The sequence below is a fragment of the Pseudomonas sp. NBRC 111140 genome, assembly GCF_001320885.1.
In the GTDB taxonomy this organism is placed as follows: domain Bacteria; phylum Pseudomonadota; class Gammaproteobacteria; order Pseudomonadales; family Pseudomonadaceae; genus Aquipseudomonas; species Aquipseudomonas putida_P.
On the sequence record NZ_BCBQ01000059.1, the window covers coordinates 1 to 23,221 of the forward strand.

A 23,221-nucleotide genomic window follows, 5' to 3' on the forward strand; every position below is an offset into this window, starting at 1 on the left:
GGTCAACGCTGCATTGCTGTCGGCCAGTATCCTTGGCGCCAAGTACCCGCAGTACCACGCGGCGTTGAAGCAGTTCCGCACGGAACAGACCGACACCGTGCTGGACAACCCAGACCCGCGCCAGGCTTGAGGCTCAACCCATGAAGATCGGTGTAATCGGTGGCGGCCAGCTGGGCCGCATGCTGGCCCTGGCGGGCACCCCGCTGGGCATGAACTTCGCCTTCCTCGACCCGGCGCCGGACGCTTGCGCCGCGCCCCTGGGCGAGCACCTGCGTGCCGACTACGGCGACCAGGACCACCTGCGCCAGTTGGCCGACGAAGTCGACCTGGTCACCTTCGAGTTCGAAAGCGTCCCGGCCGAGACCGTGGCCTTCCTCTCGCAGTTCGTGCCGGTGTACCCCAGCGCCGAAGCGCTGCGCATCGCCCGTGACCGCCTGTTCGAAAAGAGCATGTTCCGCGATCTGGGCATTCCCACCCCGGCCTTCGCCGACATCCTCTCGCAGGCAGGCCTGGAGGCGGCGGTGGCCAGCATCGGCCTGCCAGCCGTACTGAAAACCCGCACCCTGGGTTACGACGGCAAGGGCCAGAAGGTGCTGCGCACGCCAGAAGACGTGGTCGGTACCTTCGCCGAGCTGGGCAGCGTGCCATGCCTGCTGGAAGGCTTCGTGCCGTTCACTGGCGAGGTGTCGCTGGTGGCTGTACGTGCCCGCGATGGCGAAACCCGCTTCTACCCGCTGGTGCACAATACGCACGAAAGCGGCATCCTGCGCCTGTCGGTGGCCAGCCAGGCACACCCGCTGCAGGCCCTGGCCGAAGACTACGTCGGCCGTGTGTTGCAGAAGCTGGATTACGTTGGCGTGATGGCCTTCGAGTTCTTCGAGGTGGACGGCGGCCTGAAGGCCAACGAAATCGCCCCGCGCGTGCACAACTCCGGGCACTGGACCATCGAAGGCGCCGAGTGCAGCCAGTTCGAGAACCACCTGCGGGCCGTTGCCGGCCTGCCGCTGGGCTCGACCGCCAAGGTGGGCGAGAGCGCGATGCTCAACTTCATCGGTGAAGTGCCGGCCGTGGACAAGGTCGTCGCCATCGCCGACTGCCACCTGCACCACTATGGCAAGGCCTTCAAGGTTGGCCGCAAGGTTGGCCATGCCACCCTGCGCTGCCAGGACATGGCCACCCTTGAACGCAAGATTGCCGAAGTAGAGGCACTGATCAGCAACTGATCGGGCTGCAAATCGAACTTCTGCAAGCGGCTTGCCCTCTGAACATGGCAACAAGCCAAAGGCCGTCTAGGCTTTGGCTTGTTCCATATTCACTGCAGAGGGATTGCCATGGGCATCATTGGAACCATCTTCATCGGCCTCATCGTCGGCCTGCTGGCCCGCTTCATCAAGCCGGGCGACGACAGCATGGGCTGGATCATGACCATCCTGCTGGGTATTGCCGGCTCCCTGTTGGCCACCTATGGCGGCCAGGCGCTGGGCATTTACCAGGCTGGGCAGGCAGCAGGCTTCCTTGGCGCCTTGATTGGTGCGGTCATCCTTCTGGTGATCTACGGATTCATCAAGAAACGCTGAATACTGGTTAGAATGCCCGGCAATTCATCCGAGTTGCCGAGCATTTCCATGCGTGCCTTTTTCCTTGTCCCCCTGCTGTTGGCCAGCGCCCTGGCCCATGCTGAACTGCCTGAAACCGACTGGCTGGAGCTGATGCCCAAGTCGGACCAGAAGGCGCTCGAGCAAATGCCCGAAATCGACCACAACTCGCCAGAAGCCATGGGCACCTTTACCGACAAGGGTGGCCTCAAGCAGAGCAAGGGCTTGCCGGCGGTGATGTACTCGACCAAGACCGTGGCGGCCATGAACGGCAAAGACATCCGCTTGGGCGGTTACCCGGTGCCGCTGGAAAGCGATGCCAAGGGCAACAGCACGCTGTTTTTCCTGGTGCCGTACCCAGGTGCATGCATCCATGTGCCGCCACCGCCGCCGAACCAGTTGGTGCTGGTGCGCTACCCGAAAGGGTTGAAGATCGATGACATCTACACACCGCTGTGGGTCAGCGGCAAGCTGAAGGTGGAAAAGGTCAGCAACGACCTGGCCGATGCGGCCTATGCACTGGATGCGGGGAAGGTGAGGGTGGTGGAAGACGCAGACCTCTGATTATCTGCACGGGCCCCTTCGCGGGTAAACCCGCGAAGGGGCCCGAAAAACCACGGCAAAACTCAGATCATTTCACAACCGATCTGCAGTCCCAGCGAATGACTTGCCCCCGGCTTCAGTTCCACCAGGTCATCCCACACATTCGCCGTTTCGATGCACAGCATTCGCTGCCAGCCATCGTCGGCCATATCTGCCAGCTCCCGCGCCCGCTCGGTCCAGGGGTTCCAGATCACCGCCGAACGTGATCCATTGCTGGTCAAGGTAACTCGCCGGTTCCAATGCGGGTCGACAATGCTCAGTCGCGATGGAGTGTCGAGGTAAATCCGGTCAGTCTCCCCGGTAAACGCCAGTGCTCCCAGCTGCTGGCGCTGTTCCCAGTCCGCCAGGGTTTCGATATAACCCAGCCCCTCGACCCCTTCGACCCGTGCCTGGCGTACATCGCTGACGGCAAAGTAGCTGTGCAGGGCTTGGCTGATAGTAACGGAGGTATTGCCCATGTTGCGGCTGGTCAGGTTCAGCTTCAGCGCCTCGCCCAGCTCCACCACCAGCTTCAACTCGACGTCATGAGGCCAGCCGGGCAGGTCGCCCTGCGCTTCAGGCAGTTCGAATTCAATGCGCAGGCCGCCGCCCACCTCCTCGATGCCCAGCAACTGCCAGTCACGCGAGCGCGCCAGCCCGTGAGCAGGTGCCTGCTCAGCGTGGTACATGGCCTGCACGGCCTCGGGGTTGCGTTGCAGGTTGCCAAACCACGGCCAGCACACCGGTACCCCGGCGCGTACCGACTTGCCCTGGCGGAAGATGGCCTGGTCGCTCAGCCACAGCAGCGGTGGTTCGCCCACCCGCTGGTAGCTGAGGATCTGTGCGCCCTGCTGGGCGATCAGGAGTTCGGCGCGGTCGCTGCTGATACGCCAGCAGTTGAGTTCGCCATGTTGCTCGGTTACGACCTGGAAGGTAGCCATTGCGTTCATCTCATTGATTGCCAGTGGGCCTTGGACCCGGGCACATGCAATGAGTTTACCGCCGGCGTGGCTCAGCGACGAGGCACGGAGCGGGTGCGGCCACTGCCGTCGATGGCGACGAAGACGAATGCCGCTTCGGTGACCTTGCGCCATTCGCTGGACAGCGGGTCGTCGCTCCACACTTCGACCATCATCTGGATCGAGCTGCGGCCGATTTCCAGGGTCTGGGTGTAGAACGACAGCTGCGCGCCTACTGCCACCGGTACCAGGAAGGCCATGCGGTCGATGGCCACGGTGGCCACGCGGCCGCCAGCAACACGGCTGGCCATGGCGGTGCCGGCCAAATCCATTTGGGCAACCAGCCAGCCGCCGAAGATGTCGCCAAACCCGTTGGTCTCGCGCGGCAGTGCGGTGATCTGCAAGGCCAGGTCGCCTTGCGGGATCGGATCTTCTTGTTCGAGCTCAATCATGCGATGGGGCCTCTGACCCGTGACGCTTTCGTTGGTGTGGCGCAAAGGCCGGGTAAACGATTCAGCTTGAAACATACTACGCCGATTTCGTTTCACTGGGCGGCCGTAGGGAAACTCTGCGAAACCGCCTGACATAAAGACCGGAGTTTTCGCACAACATCCCACGCTAGCAGCAACCTTTTCCTACGAACTGCCAGTATATAGAGCATAACGGCCAGCGACGACCGTGCATTCATGAATATCTGTAGGGATTTTGTATCGCTTTCGGCGCAGCTCGGCAATTTGCTATCTTCGCTTGTCTCCCAATCCAGAAGCCGCGTGCCAAGCGGCCTGCATGCCCTACAAAGAGAACAACGAGCGATGACTTCCGTGCCGAGCAGTATCGAGCAGCCCTCGCGGCCGCTGACCCGCAGTGACTACAAGACCCTCTCACTGTCCGCCCTGGGCGGCGCGCTGGAGTTCTACGACTTCATTATTTTCGTGTTCTTCGCCACGGTGGTGGGCAAGTTGTTCTTCCCGGCCGACATGCCGGAGTGGCTGCGCCTGATGCAAACGTTCGGCATCTTCGCCGCTGGCTACCTGGCGCGGCCGTTGGGCGGCATCATCATGGCCCATTTCGGCGACCTGCTCGGGCGCAAGAAGATGTTCACCCTGAGCATTTTCATGATGGCCGTGCCGACCCTGATCATGGGCCTGCTGCCGACGTATGCACAAATCGGCATGTGGGCACCTATCCTGCTGTTGCTGATGCGCGTGATCCAAGGCGCGGCGATCGGCGGCGAGGTGCCGGGTGCCTGGGTGTTCGTCTCCGAGCATGTGCCAGCGCGCAACACCGGCTATGCCTGCGGCACCCTGACGGCAGGCCTGACCGCTGGCATTCTGCTTGGCTCGTTGGTAGCGACCCTGATCAACAGTGTGTACAGCGTGGAAGAAGTGGCCGATTACGCCTGGCGTATCCCGTTCCTGCTGGGTGGCGTGTTCGGCCTGTTCTCGGTCTACCTGCGCCGCTGGCTGCACGAAACCCCGGTGTTCGCCGAAATGCAGCAACGCAAGGCACTGGCCGAGGAGCTGCCACTGCGCGCCGTGCTGCGTGACCACCGTGGCCCGATCATCCTGTCGATGTTGCTGACCTGGATGCTGTCGGCCGGGATCGTGGTGGTCATCCTGATGACCCCGGCGCTGCTGCAGAGCTTCTACCACATCAGCCCGACCGACTCGCTCAAGGCCAACAGCCTGGCCATTGTGTTGCTCAGCTTTGGCTGCATCGGCGCCGGCAGCCTGGCCGACCGCTTTGGTGCGGGCAGGGTGTTCGTGATCGGCAGCCTGCTGCTGCTGGCCAGCTCCTGGACCTTCTACCACAGCCTGCCAACCCGGCCCGAGCTGCTGTTCCCGCTGTATGCCGTGACCGGCCTGTGCGTGGGCGTGATTGGCGCGGTGCCTTATGTAATGGTCAAGGCATTCCCGGCGGCGGTGCGCTTCAGCGGGCTGTCGTTCTCGTACAACGTGGCCTACGCGATCTTCGGCGGTTTGACGCCGATGGTGGTGACCGCGCTGCTGAAGGTGAGCCCGATGGCGCCTGCCTACTATGTGGCAGGCTTGTGCGCCGTTGGTCTGGCTGTGGGGCTGTACCTGCTCGCCAACAAGCGCTGATCTGCGCTGGGGCTGACTCTCGTTTGCTGCAACATGTTGAAAGACGTGAACAAGGACAGAGGAATAAGTAACGCAGTGACCGACGGCTAGATCGTCAGCCTGAGCCATACAGAGAAGGAGAATCTGTATGGCTCAAAACACACTTCATGACAGTTCCACGGGTGATGTTGTCATCACCCCTGGCTCCTCAGGTTCCAGTAGCGGCGGGGGCGGCTTCTTCAGCATTGGCGGCGGCGGTGGCTTCGGTGGTGGCTTTGGCGGTTCCAGCCGACGTCGCAAGAAGAAGCGTGCCAGAGCGCGTGCTGCTGCCTTGGCGCAAGCAAGAGCCCAGGAGCAGGCTCGCCAAGCGGCAGCCGCAAGGGCTCATGCCGAAATGCTGGCTGCATTACATAGGCAGCAAGTGGAGGCTCATAGCCAGGCACGTGAAGTTCGGCGCGTGCAGCTTGATGCGCATTTCGCTGGCCAGGCGCAAGGCTTGGCACAGGCGCTACAGCAGGAGATCAACGCAGCGCGCAAACGCCCGGAATACGACGGCAGTGAGCGTTGGCAGCTTTACCAGATCACCAAAGCGCAAAACGAAACCAAAGGGCTTATAGCCGCCAAGCAGCTTGAGTTGGCGAATCGGCAGGCGTTGGCCGGGGCTTTTGCTGGCCATGATGCTGATGCAGGTACATACGCCGCCCGACTGGCCGGGCTGGCGACCGCGCAACACATGCAGCAACTGCATCAGGGCTGGGAAACAGCGTACGTAGCGGCCTCAGAGGCTCGTTTGCTGCAGGAGGCAATTGCCCAGCTGTCGCAGCGCTCAGCCGAGCTGGCTGTGGAACATGCCCAACAGGAACAGCTCTGGCGCGCCAGGGAGGCGGAATGGGAGCGTCAGCGGCAATACGCTGAGCTGCGCGAATCCAGAATTCGCTACAAGCAGCAGGTTGACGAAGACCGGCGCCTTGTTCGGCTGAAGGAGGCCGCCACGCTGACCGTGCCAGTAGCGGCTGCGTCGGCTGGGGGCGTGTTGCTTGGTCAGGCAGGCGCGCAGGTTGCGGCTGAGCTGGCAACGGCTATCGAGCAGGCGATTGCTAGCGCGGCCAAGGAAGTGCTGAGGGTTGCAGCTATCCGCCTTGGTCAGGCGGTCGGTCTCTCGGCCACGGCCATGCTGTATTCGCCGGCGCTGGGGAATGGCGAACTGACCGAAGCCCAGCGCAGGCGTCACTTCGAAGGTTTGGGCATACATGCAGACCTGCTGGGCATTGCGCCAGGGCAGGATCTTCAGGCTATCGCCGATGCGGGTGGGTCGGCCCGCATGGGTCAGCGCATCAAGATCGAGCGTCTTCCAGGTGGCAGTGCGATAGCGGTGGCCGCCACAGGCGCCGGAATCGCCCCGGAGGTCCGGGTCAGGAATGCCGTTTACGACCCCGTCACCGATACCTACCGAGTCGAGGCACAGACGCCCGACGGGAAAACCATCGTTCTGGGTAACGCTACCCCGGTGGCGGAAAGCCCGTCCAACGGCCGGATGCTCGCGCTTGAGCCACAAGCTGCAGAGGTTGGCGCTGGCGTGGACCTTCGCTTCGATGACTGCATCGTCTGTATCCCTGGTCAACTGCCCCAGTACTTTTCATTCGTAGTTTCGCCGGCGGGTACTGGTGTTGTCAGCGGTAATGGCCAAGTCGCTGGCGCTGACTGGTGGCCCGCGAATGGCGCTGCCGCTGGCGTAGCAATGCCGGTGCAGGTTGGTAACCAGCTACGCGGCCGCTTGTTCACCGGCATGCCGGCATTCGAAAGCGCGGTATGGCGGGCCATTGCGGCGGAGCAGGGGTTGCTCGGTCAATTCGATGAGGTGAATCAGCGTCGAATCATCAGGGGTTTTCCACCCGTGGCCCCGCGAGCAAGTTGGAGCGGCGCGCGACACGAGTTTGAGCTTCGTCATGTTGGAGCTGTTGATGTTGGCTCTGGGTTGTACAACCTTGACCAGCTAAGAATCCACACACCAGCGGACACTCTAGGCGTGCCGGCAGTGGTCCTGCCGTTCGAGCCGTGGTTCGCCGCCAGTCTGGCCCTTGAGTTCGATGCTGGCATTGTTCAGGGCCAACCATCACGCACCTGGACGCCGTTGGTGGCCCCAGGCGCGGAGCTGCTCGGCCCGACACCCTTGCCGGAGGGGCCGTTACTGCCGGGCATTCTGCCAGGCGATACCTTGGATCCTGTGGGGCCAAGTCTTGAAATACTTCCTGGCGAGAATCCGGACGAGACAGGGGCCATAATTCCTGGATTCGGTGGTGATGTAGATCTGCCGGAGCCTGGGCTGGTTAATAATGAACCTGCAGAAGTCGGAGAAACTGGGAATTATAATGACTTGGAGCGTCGCAGCATAAGGGATGACATGGACGTGGACCACATTCCATCTCAATCCGCATTGAAACGATGGTTACAGAAAAATTTTCCAGACCTGCAACTGTATGAAATATACCAAATACTAAGGCGTGCACCTGCTGTCGTTATTCCTACAGAAGTGCATCGAAAGTACAGCGAAACGTACGGCGGGCGTAACACCAAAGCTAAACAAGCTCTAGATGCCAAAGATCCCTTGTCAGCTATTGGCAGTAATGTTGAAGCACTAAAGAAAGGTTTAATAGAAAATGGAATTTCGCCTGAACGTGTTGAGGGTATCAAGGTGGAGCTTACAGAATTGCTCAAAAAACTGATTAATAAAAGGTGACGCATGAAAAGGATTGTAGCAGTTGAGCCTTGGCTGGAAAGCGTTAACAGGACTTATGCTGATTTAGTTGAGAATGGGCTTGATCCGAATCTGCGACGTATCAAGCTTTACCCGGGGGCGGAGGATTTTTACCTAGAGCCGGAGCCGGGTGTTAGTTTTGAGTTTGATTCAGACAGCAAAATGTTAAAAGCGGTGGCTATAACTATCATAAGGCGAGTGGATTTGGCGCCTGAATTTAAAGATTTTTTATCTGAGCCCTACGGTTGCTTAGATAAGAGCGCTGTTAGAGCTGCTTGGGGTAGTCCTCTAAGAACGAGCGAGCCGTTGGTAATGCCGGAACCGATAGGTAAGACGGGTGGGTGGGATATGTATCGACTCTCCGGTGCGGGCTTTGGGTATATTGATTTGATTTATTCGTACACTAAGGATTTTGTTGTGTCCGGTCTGGTTTTAAGGGGCACGGAAGATGAAGCTTGAAAGTCGACTGCAAGATCACGACGAGCAAAGTTTCTTATCGCTAGTCACTACGCTATGGAACGTTGAGACTCAGAGGTCTGAGCACAACGCTCTCATCGATCATTTCGACCAGATAGTCGGCCACCCCGCCGGTAGTGACCTTTTGTTCTACTCAAACGCCGATGCCGTCGGCGCTATAAACTCGCCAGAGCATATCGTTGCAACAATCAAATCGTGGCACCAGAGAAATGGCCTTCCGGCCTTCAAGGGGCAGCATTTACAGCCGCGAAGAGAGCTTCGAAGCATGGCGAGCGAACAGCGTGCCAGCCAGTCTTCCACTCGCAACCTGGAGAAAGTGCGCAAGTTGGTGGCGCAGGTTCATGCCGCTGAGCAGCAGGCAACGCTGCAGCTTGCTGCACTTGAGCAACAGCTAACCATTGACCCAGTGGCCAGCACGCCGGAACAGCAACTGGCTTTCAGCCTTGCTACGCTGCGTGCTCTGGAATCCATTCAGCACCAAGCTGCGCAGGCAGTGTTTCAACTTGAGCGGTTGCACATGTCGGTCAAGTTCGCACTCGACGCTGCCGTGCGTGATGCTACCAGCCCCTTCCTGGACGCAGCGATTCAGGCCGTGGCGCTGCAAGAAATGAATGCCGGTAGCCAGCGTCATGCTGCGGCCTTGGCCGGCGCAAGGGCGTCATTCCGTGTTGTACGCTCGCGGTGTGACACTGATAGAACACCTGGAAGCACGTATTGCCCAGTTGGCCAAAGCGACCGGGGCTGGCCCAGGGCATGGGCCTTTGACGTTGGTAGCGGCAGCTGATGCCTCAAACCTGCACCCGGCATTGCTGATGGCGCAGGGCTTGAACGGTGACGTTGCCCAACAGCAACGCCATCTGATCAAGACCGTGCGCTCGGCGGTGGCAGAGCTGGAGTGGCAGGCGACCTCCTTGCAAGGTGACCACCCCGGTACGTATGCGGATTTAATCGAGTTTGTGCAGGGAACCCCGAGCGATGACCCGCGTTTCGGGCTGACGGTGCCACTTGCTGAAATACTCGACGAAGATCGGCAGGATTGGGCCGATCTGGCCGCTGAACGGGCAGAGGTGGATCTGCCCATGCGTCTGTGCTCGATGGTGCGTGGTGCCCGCTCCGGCAGCACCAAAGGTGTAAAACCCTTTACCCGTTACTGTCATGTGCTGATGACCTCGACGCAGGGCCCCATCGTGCCTTCGCGCGTGCGGGTGCGGGAAGCTGGTTGGGATGCGGGTCGGCGGGCTTTCGCATTCACTAGCGAGACCGGGGCGCCTGTTACCGTTCTGTGGCAGAAGGGCAGCGCGCCCTATCCGCCGATAGACATCTCCCGGCCGCCGAGCATTAGCTATCTGCACATGCCCAATGTGCCTATCATAGAGCGCTTCATGGACCTGACGCAGGTTCAATTCGATGACTACATCGTGGTGTTTCCGCCGCAGGCTGGGCTGGCACCGGTATACGTCATGTTCAGGGATCGCCGCGAGCTTTAGCGCCGCCAGTTTCCCAGCGATATCAAGTCAGGCCATCCCGGATAACCGATGATGGCCTTTCATCCAATTGTCACAATGAAGTCATATCGTGTTCATGCGGCCTGCCGATACTTGGGCCCGTTCCATCCAACACCCCAATATTCCTGCTAGGAGCAAGGCATGAAACTGAAGCGTTTGATGGCGGCCCTCACCTTTGCCGCCGCTGGCGTTGCAACCGCCAACGCGGTAGCCGCTGTCGATCCTGCGATCCCGACCTACACCAAGACCACCGGTGTATCGGGCAACCTCTCCAGCGTTGGTTCCGATACCCTGGCGAACCTGATGACGCTGTGGGCCGAGGCCTACAAGAAGGAATATCCGAACGTAAACATCCAGATCCAGGCAGCCGGCTCCTCCACCGCGCCACCCGCGCTGACCGAAGGCACCGCCAACCTCGGCCCGATGAGCCGCAAGATGAAAGACGTCGAGCTGCAGGCCTTCGAGCAGAAGTACGGCTACAAGCCGACCGCAATCCCGGTCGCCGTCGATGCCCTGGCCGTGTTCGTGCACAAAGACAACCCGATCAAGGGCCTGACCATGGCTCAGGTCGACGCCATCTTCTCCTCCACCCGCCTGTGCGGTGGCAAGGCCGAGATCAAGACCTGGGGTGACGTCGGTGTGACCGGCGACCTGGCCAACAAGCCAATCCAGCTGTTCGGCCGCAACTCGGTCTCGGGCACCTACGGCTACTTCAAGGAAGAAGCCCTGTGCAAAGGCGACTTCAAGCCTAACGTCAACGAGCAGCCTGGCTCGGCTTCGGTCGTGCAGTCGATCAGCTCTTCGCTGAACGGCATCGGTTACTCGGGCATTGGTTACAAGACTGCCAGCGTCAAGACCGTGGCCCTGGCCAAGAAGGAAGGCGGCGAGTTCGTCGAAGACAACGAAACCAACGCCCTGAATGGCAGCTACCCGCTGTCGCGCTTCCTGTACGTTTACGTCAACAAGGCGCCGAACAAGCCTCTGGCTCCGCTGGAAGCCGAGTTCGTCAAGCTGGTGCTGTCGCAAGCTGGCCAGCAGGTCGTGGTGAAGGATGGCTACATTCCGCTGCCGGCCAAAGTCGTCGACAAGACCCTGGCTGACCTGGGCCTGTCCCACGCGGGTAACGTTGCAAAGAAGTAAGTAATTAAGAAGAGGCCGGAGCCACTGCCCGGCCTCTTCCACGAATTTCCAGTCCGAAGCCAGGTTCCCTGTGCGGCGGGCTTTCGCGCGTCACCACTTTGTAATGTTTTTGTCACACGGGACCGCTAGGGTGTGCGCATGAATGATCTGGCCAATTCCAACATGACCCAAAACTCCCAGCCCGTGCGCATTGATTTCAATACGCCCGAGTTGCAACGCAAGCGCCGCATGCGCGCGCTCAAGGACCGCCTGACCCGCTGGTATGTGCTGGTCGGCGGTCTTGCCGTACTGGCGGCAATCACCCTGATCTTCTTCTACCTGGCGTACGTGGTACTGCCACTGTTCCAGGGCGCCCAGCTGACCAGCAAGAAAGCCCTGGAGCCGACCTGGCTGCAGCAGGATGCCGGCAACCCGCTGATGATCGCGCTTGAAGAGCAGAACCTGGTGGGGATGCGGGTTTCGGACAAAGGCCAGGCATTGTTCTTCGATACCAAAACCGGCAACGCGCTCAAGCGGGTCGACCTGCCGGTGCCGGCAGACACCCAGGTCACGTCGATCAGTACCGACCAGCCGGGCAGCCCGCTGGTGGTGCTTGGCTTGTCCAATGGCCAGGCGCTGGTGTTCCACCACACCTACAAGATCACCTATCCCGACAACAAGAAAACCATCGCCCCCGGCATCGACTACCCGTACGGCGAGCAGCCGTTCGTGCTCGACGAACAGGGCCGCGCGCTGGAGCACGTGAGCGTCAACGTCAATGGCGACACCTTGCTGCTGGCCGGTTCCACTGGCGCGCACCTGCAGGTGGTCGAGCTGACTCGCACGGAAAACATGATGACCGAAGAGGTCACCACCGAGCAGAACCGTATCGCCCTGCCGCAGATGACCGAAACGGTGAAGAACATCTTCATCGACCCGCGCCAGCAGTGGTTGTACGTGATCAACGGTCGCGCCACGGCTGACGTGTTCAGCCTGCGCGACAAGAGCCTCAACGGCCGTTACAAGTTGTCTGAAAGCGCCGACACTGAAATTACCGCCACGGCCCAACTGGTCGGTGGCATTTCGCTGATCATCGGTGACTCCAAGGGCGGCCTGGCCCAGTGGTTCATGGCCCGCGACCCGGATGGCGAATCGCGCTTCAAGCAGATTCGTACCTTCCAGATGGGCAAGGCGCCTATCGTGCAGATCGATGCCGAAGAGCGCCGCAAGGGCTTCATCGCCCTCGACGCCGACGGCAAGCTGGGCGTGTTCCACAGCACCGCGCACCGTACCTTGCTGGTCGAGCCGGCTGCCGAAGGCCCTGGCATCCTGGCCCTGTCGCCACGCGCCAACCGCATCATCATCGAAGAAGGCGGTAAGCTGCTGCCGCTGAGCCTGCGCAACCCGCACCCGGAGGTTTCCTTCAGTGCGCTGTGGGGCAAGGTGTGGTACGAGAACTACGACGAACCCAAGTACGTCTGGCAATCGACCGCTTCGAACACCGACTTCGAGCCCAAGCTCAGCCTGTCGCCGCTGACCTTCGGTACCCTCAAGGCCGCGTTCTACGCGATGATCCTGGCCGCCCCGCTGGCCATTGCCGCTGCCATCTACACCGCCTACTTCATGGCCCCTGGCATGCGCCGCAAGGTCAAGCCGGTGATCGAGCTGATGGAAGCGATGCCGACGGTGATCCTCGGCTTCTTCGCCGGCCTGTTCCTGGCCCCATACCTGGAAGGCCACTTGCCGGGTGTGTTCAGCCTGTTCCTGCTGATGCCGTTTGGCATCCTGCTGGCCGGCTTCGTCTGGAGCCGCCTGCCGGAGTCGATCCGCCTGCGTGTGCCGGATGGCTGGGAAGCGGCGATCCTGATCCCGGTCATCCTGTTCACCGGCTGGTTCGCCCTGACCATGAGCCCGCACCTGGAAAGCTGGTTCTTCGGCGGTGACATGCGCCTGTGGATCACCAACGACCTAGGTATCACCTACGACCAGCGCAACGCCCTGGTAGTGGGCATCGCCATGGGCTTCGCGGTCATTCCGAACATCTATTCCATTGCCGAAGATGCGGTGTTCAGCGTGCCACGCAGCCTGACCCTCGGCTCGCTGGCACTGGGCGCGACGCCCTGGCAGACCCTGACCCGCGTGGTCATCCTCACCGCCAGCCCAGGCATCTTCTCGGCGTTGATGATCGGCATGGGCCGGGCAGTGGGCGAGACCATGATCGTGCTGATGGCCACCGGCAACACCCCGGTGATGGAAATGAACCTGTTCGAAGGCATGCGCACCCTGGCCGCCAACGTGGCCGTGGAAATGCCGGAATCGGAAGTCGGTGGCAGCCACTATCGCGTGCTGTTCCTGGCCGCCCTGGTGCTGCTGATGTTCACCTTCATCATGAACACCTTGGCCGAGCTGATTCGCCAGCGTCTGCGCAAGAAATACTCGTCGCTTTGATAGAAAGGTAGCGATCCGTGAAAAAGGATTCCCTCAAAGGCTGGTTCAAGAGCGGCGCCCCAGGCGTCTGGATGAGCGGCGGCGCGGTGGCCATGGCGGTGATCATGACCGTCGGCCTGCTGGCGGTGATCGCCGTGCGCGGCCTGGGCCACTTCTGGCCGGCCGATCTTGTCCAGGCCACCTACAAGGTGCCGGGCCAGGCTGATCACATCGTTATCGGCGAAGTGGTGCAAAAGGAAGAGGTGCCGCGTGCCCGCCTCAAGGGCGCCGGCCTGCCGGTACCGGACCAAGGCCCGGAGTTCATGACCCGCGAGCTGATCAAGGTGGGTAACCGCGACCTCAACGGCAGCGACTTCACCTGGGTGGTTGGCGATTGGTTGGTCGACGAACAGCGCCCGGCCGACCTGATGGCCCTGGAGCGCCGCGAGTGGGGTAACTTCTACGGCTACCTGGTCAGCGTCAAGGAACAAGGCCGCGTGGTTGCCGAAGGCCCTGCAGCCTGGACCGAGCTGCAAGCCCGTCTCAAGCGTGCCAACCAGCTTAATGGCGAGCTGCAGCAACTGGAAAAGAAGGACATCGGTGCCATCAACCATGGCCTCGAACGCCTACGCCTGCAGGCCCGCAAGCTGGAACTGGACGGCAAGCTGGACGCTGCCGCCCAGGCCGACATGGACGCCGACCGCGCCGAGCTGAACAGCCGCTACAAGGCCATCGAAGACCGCCTGACCGGCCTGCACCAAGCCTTCGCCCGCGACAGCCTGGTGGCGCGCGATGGCAATGGCCGTGAAGTGGAAATCAACCTGAGCAAGGTGGTGCACGCCATCCAGCCGAACGGCATGTCCGGTTTCACCAAGCTGGGCACCTACTTTGCCAAGGTCTGGGAGTTCCTCAGCGACGACCCGCGTGAAGCCAACACCGAGGGCGGTATCTTCCCGGCCATCTTCGGTACGGTGATGATGACCCTGATCATGGCCGTGATCGTCACCCCGTTCGGCGTGCTGGCCGCTGTCTACCTGCGTGAATACGCAAGGCAAGGCCCGGTGACCCGTTTGATCCGCATTGCTGTGAACAACCTGGCCGGTGTGCCGGCGATCGTCTACGGCGTGTTCGGCCTGGGCTTCTTCGTCTACGTGCTGGGTGGCTCGATCGACCGCCTGTTCTTCCCCGAAGCACTGCCGGCGCCGACCCTGGGCACCCCTGGCCTGCTGTGGGCATCGCTGACCCTGGCACTGCTGGCGGTGCCGGTGGTGATCGTGGCGACCGAAGAAGGCCTGGCGCGTATCCCACGCACCGTGCGTGAAGGTTCGCTGGCGCTGGGTGCGACCAAGGCGGAAACGCTGTGGAAGATCGTCCTGCCAATGGCCAGCCCGGCCATGATGACCGGCATGATCCTCGCCGTGGCCCGCGCTGCCGGTGAAGTGGCGCCGCTGATGCTGGTGGGTGTGGTGAAGCTGGCGCCGTCGCTGCCGGTGGACGGGAACTACCCGTACCTGCACCTGGACCAGAAGATCATGCACCTGGGCTTCCATATCTATGACGTCGGCTTCCAAAGCCCGAACGTCGAAGCCGCGCGGCCGCTGGTATATGCCACGGCGCTGCTGCTGGTGCTGGTGATCGCCACCCTCAACCTGTCGGCCGTGTGGATCCGCAACCACCTGCGCGAGAAGTACAAGGCGCTGGACAGCTGACCCTGATTGCAAGCGTGCCGCCCGAACGCCGGGCGGCCCTTTGAAACGAATTGATAGCGTATGGAGTTGACCATGCAGCAAGATTCCCATACCCACGGCATCGACATGTCTGCCCTGGGCCGCAACAAGCAGAGCCTGCGCCTGGCCGAAGAAACCGTGGCCATCGAAGTACCGGGCCTGAGCCTGTTCTACGGCGACAAGCAGGCGTTGTTCGACGTCAGCATGAACATCCCCAAGCAGCGCGTGACCGCCTTCATCGGGCCGTCCGGCTGCGGCAAGTCGACCCTGCTGCGCACCTTCAACCGCATGAACGACCTGGTTGACGGTTGCCGCGTGGAAGGCGCCATCAACCTGTACAGCAACAACATCTACCGCAAGGGCGAAGACGTGGCCGAGCTGCGCCGCCGTGTGGGCATGGTGTTCCAGAAGCCCAACCCGTTCCCCAAGACCATCTACGAGAACGTCGTCTACGGCCTGCGCATCCAGGGCATCAACAAGAAGCGCGTGCTGGATGAAGCCGTCGAATGGGCGTTGAAGGGCGCGGCCTTGTGGGATGAGGTGAAAGATCGCCTGCACGAGTCGGCGCTGGGCCTGTCCGGTGGCCAGCAGCAGCGCCTGGTCATCGCCCGCACCATCGCCGTGGAGCCGGAGGTGCTGTTGCTCGATGAACCCTGCTCCGCGCTGGACCCGATCTCGACGTTGAAGGTCGAAGAGCTGATCTACGAATTGAAATCCAAGTACACCATCGTCATCGTGACCCACAACATGCAACAGGCGGCCCGTGTTTCGGATTACACCGCGTTCATGTACATGGGCAAACTGGTCGAATTCGGCGATACCGATACCCTGTTCACCAACCCGGCGAAGAAGCAGACCGAAGACTACATCACCGGGCGCTACGGCTAAGCCCGACCCGCCAGGGAACGAGACGAACTACTTGAAGCTTGCAGCTTCTTCGCGGAGCGAATGATGATCAACAAAGAAAGCCTTACCCATCACATTTCCCAGCAGTTCAACGCCGAGCTCGAAGAGGTGCGCAGCCACCTGCTGGCCATGGGCGGGCTGGTGGAAAAGCAGGTCAACGACGCGGTGACCGCGCTGATCGAAGCCGACTCTGGCCTGGCCCAGCAAGTGCGTGAGGTCGACGAGCAGATCAACCAGATGGAGCGCAACATCGACGAGGAGTGCCTGCGCATCCTCGCCCGCCGCCAGCCGGCGGCCTCCGACCTGCGCCTGATCATCAGCATTTCAAAGTCGGTGATCGACCTGGAGCGCATTGGTGACGAGTCGACCAAAATCGCCCGCCGCGCTATCCAGCTGTGCGAAGAAGGCGAGTCGCCACGCGGCTACGTCGAGGTGCGCCACATCGGCGACCAGGTGCGCAACATGGTCCGCGATGCGCTGGACGCCTTTGCTCGCTTCGATGCCGACCTGGCGTTGTCGGTGGCCCAGTACGACAAGACCATCGACCGCGAATACAAGACAGCGCTGCGTGAGCTGGTGACCTACATGATGGAAGACCCGCGTTCTATCTCGCGGGTGTTGAGCGTGATCTGGGTGCTGCGCTCGCTGGAGCGTATTGGCGACCATGCGCGCAACATCTCCGAATTGGTTATCTACCTGGTGCGCGGCACCGACGTGCGGCACATGGGCCTCAAGCGCATGACTGCAGAAGTGCAGGGCACTGCTGTCGTCGACGGCGAAAAGGCTAATGTTCCAGGTGAATCTGACGATAAATAAGGTTGCTCCCGAGCATCGACGCCCGGCCTTGGCCGGGCGTTTTCGTTTGCGGTCGAGAGCCGGCAGGCACCCGCGAACGATCCCGGCGTGACCAGGTTGTAGCAAATGGCCAGTACTTGGCAGTAGGCTAGTCGGGATTCAGAAGGAGTATCGATGAGTAAAGTGAATGTGCTGGTCGTGGATGACGCCCCGTTTATCCGTGACCTGGTCCGCAAGTGCCTGCGCAATGCCTTCCCGGGCATGGCCATCGACGACGCGGTCAATGGTCGCAAGGCCATGGCCATGCTCGGCAAGGAAGCGTTCGACCTGGTCCTGTGCGACTGGGAAATGCCGGAAATGTCCGGCCTGGAGCTGCTCACCTGGTGCCGCCAGCAGCCTGCGCTGAAGCACCTTCAGTTCATCATGGTGACCAGCCGTGGCGACAAGGAAAATGTCATTCAGGCGATCCAGGCGGGCGTTTCCGACTTTGTCGGCAAGCCGTTCACCAACGAACAACTGCTGACCAAGGTGAAAAAAGCCCTGACCAAGATCGGCAAGCTCGACAGCCTGATGGCTATTGGCCCGGCGCGTACCAATTCGGCGTTCGCGAACGATTCGTTGAACGCGCTGACCGCCGGCAAGCCGGAAGCGGTCAAGGTTTCGGCGCCTGCGCCAGCACCGGCTAAGCCTCTGGTCACGGCGCCCGCACCTGCTGCCTCCGCGCCGAGCGGCCGTGGTCAGGGCCAGCTGCGCCTGGCCAGTGGCATGCAGCCGTGCGTGATCAAGGCGCTTAGCCTGAAAGAAGCGCTGCTGGTGGTACGCCGCAGCGAAGCGCTGCCACAGGTGCTCGAAGGTGCGGTGCTGGACCTGGAGCAGGGCGAAAGCGCCGAAGTCGCTCGCCTGAACGGTTACCTGCATGCTGTCGCGGCGCTGGAGCCCAAGCCTGACAGTGACTGGCTGCAGTTGACGTTCAAGTTCGTCGACCAGGATGCCCAGAAGCTCGACTACCTGTCGCGGCTGATTGCCCGAGGGACTGCGCAGAAGCACTTCACCCCCGGCGCCTGAGGCAGGGGCAGGGGCAGCACAGGGCTGCTCCTGCGCCATCCGACCAACTGCAATACCCGCCACAAAACCCGCTGCTAGGCTTCGACAGATCATAACTGTCAAAAAGCCACTATCATGCCCGCGCGCCTGCTGCTGTTCTGTGCATTGCTCATGGCCTCGGCGTCGAGCCTGGGTGTGACGCTCTACAAGATCACCGACGAATCCGGTGTGATCTCCTACTCCGACCGGCCCGGCCCCGGCGCCAAGCCCCTGGTGTTGCTCGAACCCATGGTCGAAACGCTCGAAGGCCAGGTGCTGCTTAACGCAAAAACCTTCGACGGTGGTGTGAGCTTCTCGGCACGCAACGAGCTGCATGTGCCGGTAGAGGTCGAGTTACGGCTGGACAACCTGGTGAACGCACAAGGCGGCGATGCCCCGCGTATCGTGCGCCGGCTGCTACCGCCGCGCACCACGCAGATGCTCAGCGTGCTCAGGGGGCGGCCAGGGCTGCTGCTGAACTACCGTTCGACCCTGCTACAGGCCATGGGTGACCCAGGCAAACGGCCCCAGGGCTTTCGCTATGCGTTCCCGTGGATCGGCGGGCCGTTCCGCGTCACCCAGGGGCCCAATGGCCGTGTCAGTCATTTTGGACCCAAGGGGCGCTATGCCATGGATATCGCCATGCCCGAAGGCACGCCCATCATCGCGGCGCGGGAAGGGGTGGTGGTGAAGATGCAGAACAGCCAGAGCGGGCGCGAGCCCAACCCGTCGGGCAATTTTGTCAGGATCCTGCACCCGGATGGCACCATGGGCGTTTACCTGCACCTGATGCGTGGCTCGGTGGTGGTGGCGGAGGGGCAGCGGGTACGGCAGGGGCAGATGCTGGCCAAGTCGGGTAATACCGGCAACAGCACAGGGCCGCACCTGCATTTCGTGGTGCAGCGCAATGTGGGGTTGGCGCTGGAGTCGATACCTTACCGGTTCGACAGGCCAATCAGCGGGTTGCCCGACTTTACTGCGGGTAACCCCTGAGATGTTTGGGGCTGCAAAGCAGCCCCATGGCCCTCAATCCAGCTTCAGTACCTTGGCCAGCACGATCTTGGGCCCTTTCATCTTCTTGATGATGATGCGCAGCCCTTCGACCTCCAGCACTTCCTCTTCTTCAGGCACTCGCTTGAGGGTTTCGTAGATCAACCCGGCCAGGGTTTCTGCCTCGATGTGGTCGAGGTCGATGCCCAGCAGACGCTCGACCTTGAACAGCGGTGTGTCGCCGCGTACCAGTAGCTTGCCCGGCTGGTAGGCGAGGATGCCGCGTTCGGTCTTGCGGTGTTCGTCCTGGATATCGCCTACCAGCACTTCCAGCACGTCTTCCATGGTCAGGTAGCCGATTACCTTGCCGTCGGCTTCCTCCACCAGGACGAAATGCGCGCCGCCCTTGCGGAACTGCTCCAGCAGTTGCGACAGCGGCATGTGCCGCGATACGCGCTCCAGTGGCCGGGCTAGGTCTTCCAGGTCGATGGTCTCGGGCAAATGCTCAAGCTCAGCTAGCTCTAGCAGCAGGTCCTTGATGTGCAGCAGGCCGGTGAATTCTTCGCGCTCGGCGTCATACACCGGGTAGCGGCTGAATTTGTGGCGGCGCACCAGGGCCAGGATCTGCTTCAGCGGCGCATGCGCGTCGATGCTGATCATGTCCTCACGCGAGTTGGCCCAGTCGACCACTTCCAGCTCGCCCATTTCCACGGCCGAGGCCAGCACGCGCATGCCTTGGTCGCTTGGGTCCTGACCGCGGCTGGAGTGCAGGATCAGCTTCAGTTCTTCGCGGCTGTAGTGGTGCTCGTGGTGCGGGCCGGGCTCGCCCTGGCCGGCAATGCGTAGGATGGTGTTGGCGCTGGCATTGAGCAGGTAGATGGCCGGGTACATTGCCCAGTAGAACAGGTACAGCGGCACGGCCGTCCACAACGACAGCAGTTCTGGCTTGCGAATGGCCCAGGACTTGGGGGCCAACTCGCCAACCACGATGTGCAGGTACGAGATGACGAAGAAGGCGACGAAGAACGAGATCGCCTTGACCAGCTCGGCGCTGTCCACGCCAAAGTAGGCCAGCAGCGGCTCCAGCAGGTGGGCGAAGGCGGGCTCACCCACCCAGCCAAGGCCCAGCGAGGCGAGGGTGATGCCCAACTGGCAGGCCGACAGGTAGGCGTCGAGCTGGTTGTGTACCTTGCGCAGGATGTTGCCGCGCCAGCCGTGCTGCTCGGCGATGGCCTCTACGCGGGTGGCGCGCAGCTTGACCATGGCGAACTCGGCGGCAACGAAGAAGCCGTTGAGCAGCACCAGCAGGAAGGCAAAGATGATCATGCCGAAGTCGGCGAATAACGAGGTGAGGCTGATACCAGGGGAAGGGTCCATGATGGAGTTTTTACGGGGTCCGTCTTTGAGATAGAGAAAAAAAGTGCCAGCTTTTGCTGGCACAGGGGATCCAATGTAGCGGCTGGGGCCGCAAAAGCAAAGGGCGATGGATTCTTTGGGGGCGCTTTGCGCCCCATCGCGACACAAGGCCGCTCCTACAGGAGACCGCGATCCCGTGTAGGAGCGGCCTTGTGTCGCGATGGGCTGCAAAGCAGCCCCCGAGGCCCTCAAGCCTTGCCGTTGGCCAATTGTGCCGGCGCAAAGTGACAGGTAAAGGTGCTGCCATGCCCCGGCACGCTGCTGATTTCCAACTTGCCGCGGTGGCGCATCAGCACATGCTTGACGATTGCCAGCCCCAGCCCGGTACCGCCGGTGTTCGACGCACGGCTGGAATCTACACGGTAGAAACGCTCGGTCAGGCGTGGCAGGTGCTTGGCATCGATGCCCACCCCCGAATCCTGCACCGACAGATGCGCACCCTGGGCATCGGCCCACCAGCGGATGCGGATGTTGCCTTCGTCCTGAGTGTATTTGACCGCGTTGAATACCAGGTTGGAAAAGGCGCTGCGCAGCTCCGACTCGCTGCCCTTGAGCTTCAAACCAGGCGCAGCTTCCAGGCTGATGCGCTGGTTGCGCGGCCCGGACAGGGCCTGGGCGTCGCCCTTGATGGCAGTGAGCAGGGCATCGACCGCCACCGGCTGGTTGTCCGAGGGGTAATCGGTGGCTTCCAGCTTGGCCAGCAGCAACAGGTCGTTGAGCAGGGTCTGCATGCGCGAACCTTGCTGGCTCATCTGCTGCAGTGCGCGGCTCCAGCGTGGGTTCACGTCTTCGACGTTGTCCAGCAGGGTTTCCAGGTAGCCGGTGATCACCGTCAGCGGCGTGCGCAGCTCGTGCGACACGTTGGCGACGAAGTCCTTGCGCATCTGTTCCAGCTGGTGAATGCGGGTGACATCGCGCACCAGCATCAGGTGTTCGTTGTTGCCGTAACGGGTGATGTGCAACTGCACACGCATGCGGTCATTGATTGGCGAAGGGATTTCCAGCGGCTCGAGGTAGTTTTCTGCCTCGAAGTATTCCTTGAAGCGCGGGTGGCGTACCAGGTTGGTCACTTGCTGGCCGCCGTCCTGCGGGGTCTTGAAGCCCAGCAGGGTCTCGGCAGCGCGGTTCCACCATTCCAGGTTACCGTCGCTGTCGAGCATGATCACTGCGTCACGTAGCGCGGCGGTGGACTCCTGCACCCGGTCGATCACGGCCTGTAGGCGGCCCCGAACACGTTGGTCGCGGCGTTGCAGGTGGTAGATGCTGTCGAACACCTCGCCCCACAGGCCGTAACCATCGGGCGGTGCTTCGTCGGGCTGGTGATTGCGCAGCCAGTCATGCAGGCGCAGCAGTTGCTTGAGGGTCCAGCCCAGGTAGAGCGCCAGGCCAATGGCCAGGCTCCAGCCATAGTAGCCGCTGACCAGCCCGCCGATCAGGCAGACGGTAATCAGCAACAGCAGATGGCGAATCAGGGTTGCATGCCAGTTCTGGTTCAATTGACGGTCCTTGTACAACGACGTGCAGCTTGGCGCTTTTGAACTCGATCAGCTCTTGGTCGAGAAGCGGTAGCCAGTGCCACGGACGGTTTGTACCAGATTTTCGTAGGCTTCACCCAGCGCCTTGCGCAGGCGACGGATGTGCACGTCAACGGTGCGCTCCTCGACGTAGACGTTGCCGCCCCACACCTGGTCCAGCAGTTGGCCACGGGTGTAGGCGCGCTCCTGGTGGGTCATGAAGAATTGCAGCAGGCGGTATTCGGTCGGGCCCATCTCGGCCGGCTTGCCGTCGATGGTCACGCGGTGGCTGATCGGGTCGAGCAGCAGGCCGCCGACTTCGATCGGTGCTTCGCTGTCGCTCGGGCCGGTACGGCGCAGCACGGCTTTCAGTCGTGCAACCAGCTCACGCGGCGAGAACGGCTTGGTGATGTAGTCGTCGGCACCCACTTCCAGGCCCTGGATCTTGTTGTCCTCTTCGCCCTTGGCGGTGAGCATGATGATCGGGATGTCGCCCGTCAGCTCATCGCGCTTCAGGCGGCGGGCCAGCTCGATGCCGGAGGTGCCCGGCAGCATCCAGTCGAGCAGGATCAGGTCCGGCTTGCGGTCGACGATGATCGCGTGGGCCTGTTGGGAGTTTTCCGCTTCCAGGCAGTCATAGCCGGCCATTTCCAGGGCAACGGCGATCATCTCGCGAATGGGCGCTTCGTCGTCGACGATCAGAATGTTCCTGCCAACCATGCTCAAAACCTCTCCTGGATTCGGTGTCTTGGCCCGCATTAGATAACGGAATTATTGCAGCTGTGTGACAGGGTGTTGGCCGTTCTGGCGACATTCCATGACTGAACTAGGCTTGAAAGGGCCGCAATCGCGGCAACCCGAACTCAATTCCCCCGAAACAATGGTGAATCCAATGACACGACAAACGCTGAGCTGGATGGCCCTTTTCGCTGCGCTGGCGCTTCCGGGGGTGGCGTCCGCCCACCATGCCATGGAGAAGGACGGCATGTGGGTCGATCATGCCGGCATGACCCTTTACACCTTCGACAAGGATGCCGGTGGAAAGTCGATGTGCAATGGCGATTGCGCCACCAACTGGCCGCCGCTGAAAGTGATGGATGGCGAAAAAGCCGAGGGCAAGTGGACGCAGATAAAGCGTGATGACGGCTCGATGCAATGGGCCTATGACGGCAAGCCGCTGTATACCTTCGTCAAGGACAAGAAGGCTGGGGACATGACGGGTGATGGCGTCAAAGACGTGTGGCACGTCGCCAAGCCTTGAAACTGCCGGGGCCGCACAGCGGCCCCAAC

At 61.5% G+C, this 23,221-nt stretch carries 21 protein-coding genes and 1 pseudogene; 17 read left to right on the forward strand and 5 right to left on the reverse strand.

Annotated elements, in window-relative coordinates:
• The 4 genes and pseudogenes from APH42_RS18475 to APH42_RS18490 all read left to right on the forward strand — a co-directional run.
• A pseudogene (locus tag APH42_RS18475) lies at positions 1 to 130 on the forward strand (5-(carboxyamino)imidazole ribonucleotide mutase); the annotation flags it as partial.
• A 10-nt stretch (positions 131 to 140) separates the two neighbouring features.
• On the forward strand, positions 141 to 1,223 hold the full coding sequence (locus APH42_RS18480) for a 5-(carboxyamino)imidazole ribonucleotide synthase (protein ID WP_060493963.1): 1,083 nt from the start codon (positions 141 to 143) through the stop codon (positions 1,221 to 1,223).
• 108 nt (positions 1,224 to 1,331) lie between these two features.
• Positions 1,332 to 1,577: a GlsB/YeaQ/YmgE family stress response membrane protein gene (locus APH42_RS18485; RefSeq protein WP_012274863.1), complete on the forward strand. Its 246-nt coding sequence runs from the start codon at positions 1,332 to 1,334 to the stop codon at positions 1,575 to 1,577.
• A 48-nt stretch (positions 1,578 to 1,625) separates the two neighbouring features.
• Positions 1,626 to 2,159 carry a DUF3299 domain-containing protein gene (locus APH42_RS18490; RefSeq protein WP_012274862.1) on the forward strand — a complete coding sequence of 178 codons (534 nt, stop codon included), beginning with the start codon at positions 1,626 to 1,628 and terminating at the stop codon, positions 2,157 to 2,159.
• 62 nt (positions 2,160 to 2,221) lie between these two features.
• Here the strand turns inward: APH42_RS18490 and APH42_RS18495 are convergent, their stop codons facing one another.
• Complete coding sequence (locus APH42_RS18495; protein WP_060493964.1) at positions 2,222 to 3,118, reverse strand: D-hexose-6-phosphate mutarotase; 897 nt, start codon at positions 3,116 to 3,118, stop codon at positions 2,222 to 2,224.
• Between the two features lie 71 nt (positions 3,119 to 3,189).
• Positions 3,190 to 3,588 (reverse strand): acyl-CoA thioesterase, encoded by a 399-nt coding sequence (locus tag APH42_RS18500; protein WP_012274860.1) that lies wholly within the window; start codon positions 3,586 to 3,588, stop codon positions 3,190 to 3,192.
• Positions 3,589 to 3,948: 360 nt separating this feature from the next.
• Here APH42_RS18500 and APH42_RS18505 point away from each other — a divergent pair, with 360 nt between their 5' ends.
• The 12 genes from APH42_RS18505 to APH42_RS18560 all read left to right on the forward strand — a co-directional run bounded on the left by APH42_RS18505 (position 3,949) and on the right by APH42_RS18560 (position 19,004).
• The gene (locus APH42_RS18505; RefSeq protein ID WP_012274859.1) at positions 3,949 to 5,238 is read left to right on the forward strand and encodes an MFS transporter; all 1,290 of its coding nucleotides are present in this window, start codon (positions 3,949 to 3,951) and stop codon (positions 5,236 to 5,238) included.
• Positions 5,239 to 5,365: 127 nt separating this feature from the next.
• On the forward strand, positions 5,366 to 7,954 hold the full coding sequence (locus tag APH42_RS30515; protein ID WP_060493965.1) for an S-type pyocin domain-containing protein: 2,589 nt from the start codon (positions 5,366 to 5,368) through the stop codon (positions 7,952 to 7,954).
• Positions 7,955 to 7,957: 3 nt separating this feature from the next.
• Positions 7,958 to 8,431 (forward strand): DUF6392 family protein, encoded by a 474-nt coding sequence (locus APH42_RS18515; RefSeq protein ID WP_060493966.1) that lies wholly within the window; start codon positions 7,958 to 7,960, stop codon positions 8,429 to 8,431.
• Positions 8,421 to 9,233: a bacteriocin immunity protein gene (locus APH42_RS30520; RefSeq protein WP_060493967.1), complete on the forward strand. Its 813-nt coding sequence runs from the start codon at positions 8,421 to 8,423 to the stop codon at positions 9,231 to 9,233. The genes APH42_RS18515 and APH42_RS30520 overlap by 11 nt, the downstream gene beginning before the upstream one ends.
• A complete protein-coding gene (locus APH42_RS30525; RefSeq protein WP_256217836.1) occupies positions 9,211 to 9,936 on the forward strand; it encodes an S-type pyocin domain-containing protein in 726 nt (241 codons plus the stop codon). Before APH42_RS30520 ends, APH42_RS30525 begins: the two co-directional genes overlap by 23 nt.
• 159 nt (positions 9,937 to 10,095) lie before the next feature.
• The gene (locus APH42_RS18530) at positions 10,096 to 11,094 is read left to right on the forward strand and encodes a phosphate ABC transporter substrate-binding protein PstS (protein WP_012274856.1); all 999 of its coding nucleotides are present in this window, start codon (positions 10,096 to 10,098) and stop codon (positions 11,092 to 11,094) included.
• Between the two features lie 138 nt (positions 11,095 to 11,232).
• A complete protein-coding gene (locus APH42_RS18535) occupies positions 11,233 to 13,521 on the forward strand; it encodes an ABC transporter permease subunit (protein ID WP_012274855.1) in 2,289 nt (762 codons plus the stop codon).
• Between the two features lie 71 nt (positions 13,522 to 13,592).
• The gene (gene pstA / locus APH42_RS18540) at positions 13,593 to 15,209 is read left to right on the forward strand and encodes a phosphate ABC transporter permease PstA (protein WP_176729470.1); all 1,617 of its coding nucleotides are present in this window, start codon (positions 13,593 to 13,595) and stop codon (positions 15,207 to 15,209) included.
• A gap of 72 nt (positions 15,210 to 15,281) precedes the next feature.
• Positions 15,282 to 16,115: a phosphate ABC transporter ATP-binding protein PstB gene (gene pstB / locus APH42_RS18545; RefSeq protein WP_060493972.1), complete on the forward strand. Its 834-nt coding sequence runs from the start codon at positions 15,282 to 15,284 to the stop codon at positions 16,113 to 16,115.
• 63 nt (positions 16,116 to 16,178) lie between these two features.
• A complete protein-coding gene (gene phoU / locus APH42_RS18550; protein ID WP_012274852.1) occupies positions 16,179 to 16,949 on the forward strand; it encodes a phosphate signaling complex protein PhoU in 771 nt (256 codons plus the stop codon).
• 153 nt (positions 16,950 to 17,102) lie between these two features.
• Complete coding sequence (locus APH42_RS18555; protein WP_012274851.1) at positions 17,103 to 17,993, forward strand: response regulator; 891 nt, start codon at positions 17,103 to 17,105, stop codon at positions 17,991 to 17,993.
• Between the two features lie 114 nt (positions 17,994 to 18,107).
• Positions 18,108 to 19,004 carry a peptidoglycan DD-metalloendopeptidase family protein gene (locus APH42_RS18560; RefSeq protein ID WP_012274850.1) on the forward strand — a complete coding sequence of 299 codons (897 nt, stop codon included), beginning with the start codon at positions 18,108 to 18,110 and terminating at the stop codon, positions 19,002 to 19,004.
• Between the two features lie 33 nt (positions 19,005 to 19,037).
• On the opposite strand, the gene APH42_RS18565 is transcribed toward APH42_RS18560, so the two are convergent.
• From APH42_RS18565 to phoB, 3 genes are all read right to left on the reverse strand, one after another.
• On the reverse strand, positions 19,038 to 20,378 hold the full coding sequence (locus tag APH42_RS18565; RefSeq protein WP_012274849.1) for a hemolysin family protein: 1,341 nt from the start codon (positions 20,376 to 20,378) through the stop codon (positions 19,038 to 19,040).
• A 227-nt stretch (positions 20,379 to 20,605) separates the two neighbouring features.
• Entirely contained in the window at positions 20,606 to 21,913 is a 1,308-nt protein-coding gene (gene phoR, locus APH42_RS18570) for a phosphate regulon sensor histidine kinase PhoR (RefSeq protein WP_012274848.1), read from the reverse strand.
• A gap of 48 nt (positions 21,914 to 21,961) precedes the next feature.
• Positions 21,962 to 22,651 carry a phosphate regulon transcriptional regulator PhoB gene (gene phoB, locus APH42_RS18575; RefSeq protein ID WP_003253341.1) on the reverse strand — a complete coding sequence of 230 codons (690 nt, stop codon included), beginning with the start codon at positions 22,649 to 22,651 and terminating at the stop codon, positions 21,962 to 21,964.
• Between the two features lie 172 nt (positions 22,652 to 22,823).
• Between phoB and APH42_RS18580 the strand changes: the two genes are divergently transcribed.
• Positions 22,824 to 23,192 carry a hypothetical protein gene (locus APH42_RS18580; protein ID WP_060493970.1) on the forward strand — a complete coding sequence of 123 codons (369 nt, stop codon included), beginning with the start codon at positions 22,824 to 22,826 and terminating at the stop codon, positions 23,190 to 23,192.
• Positions 23,193 to 23,221: the final 29 nt, after the last annotated feature.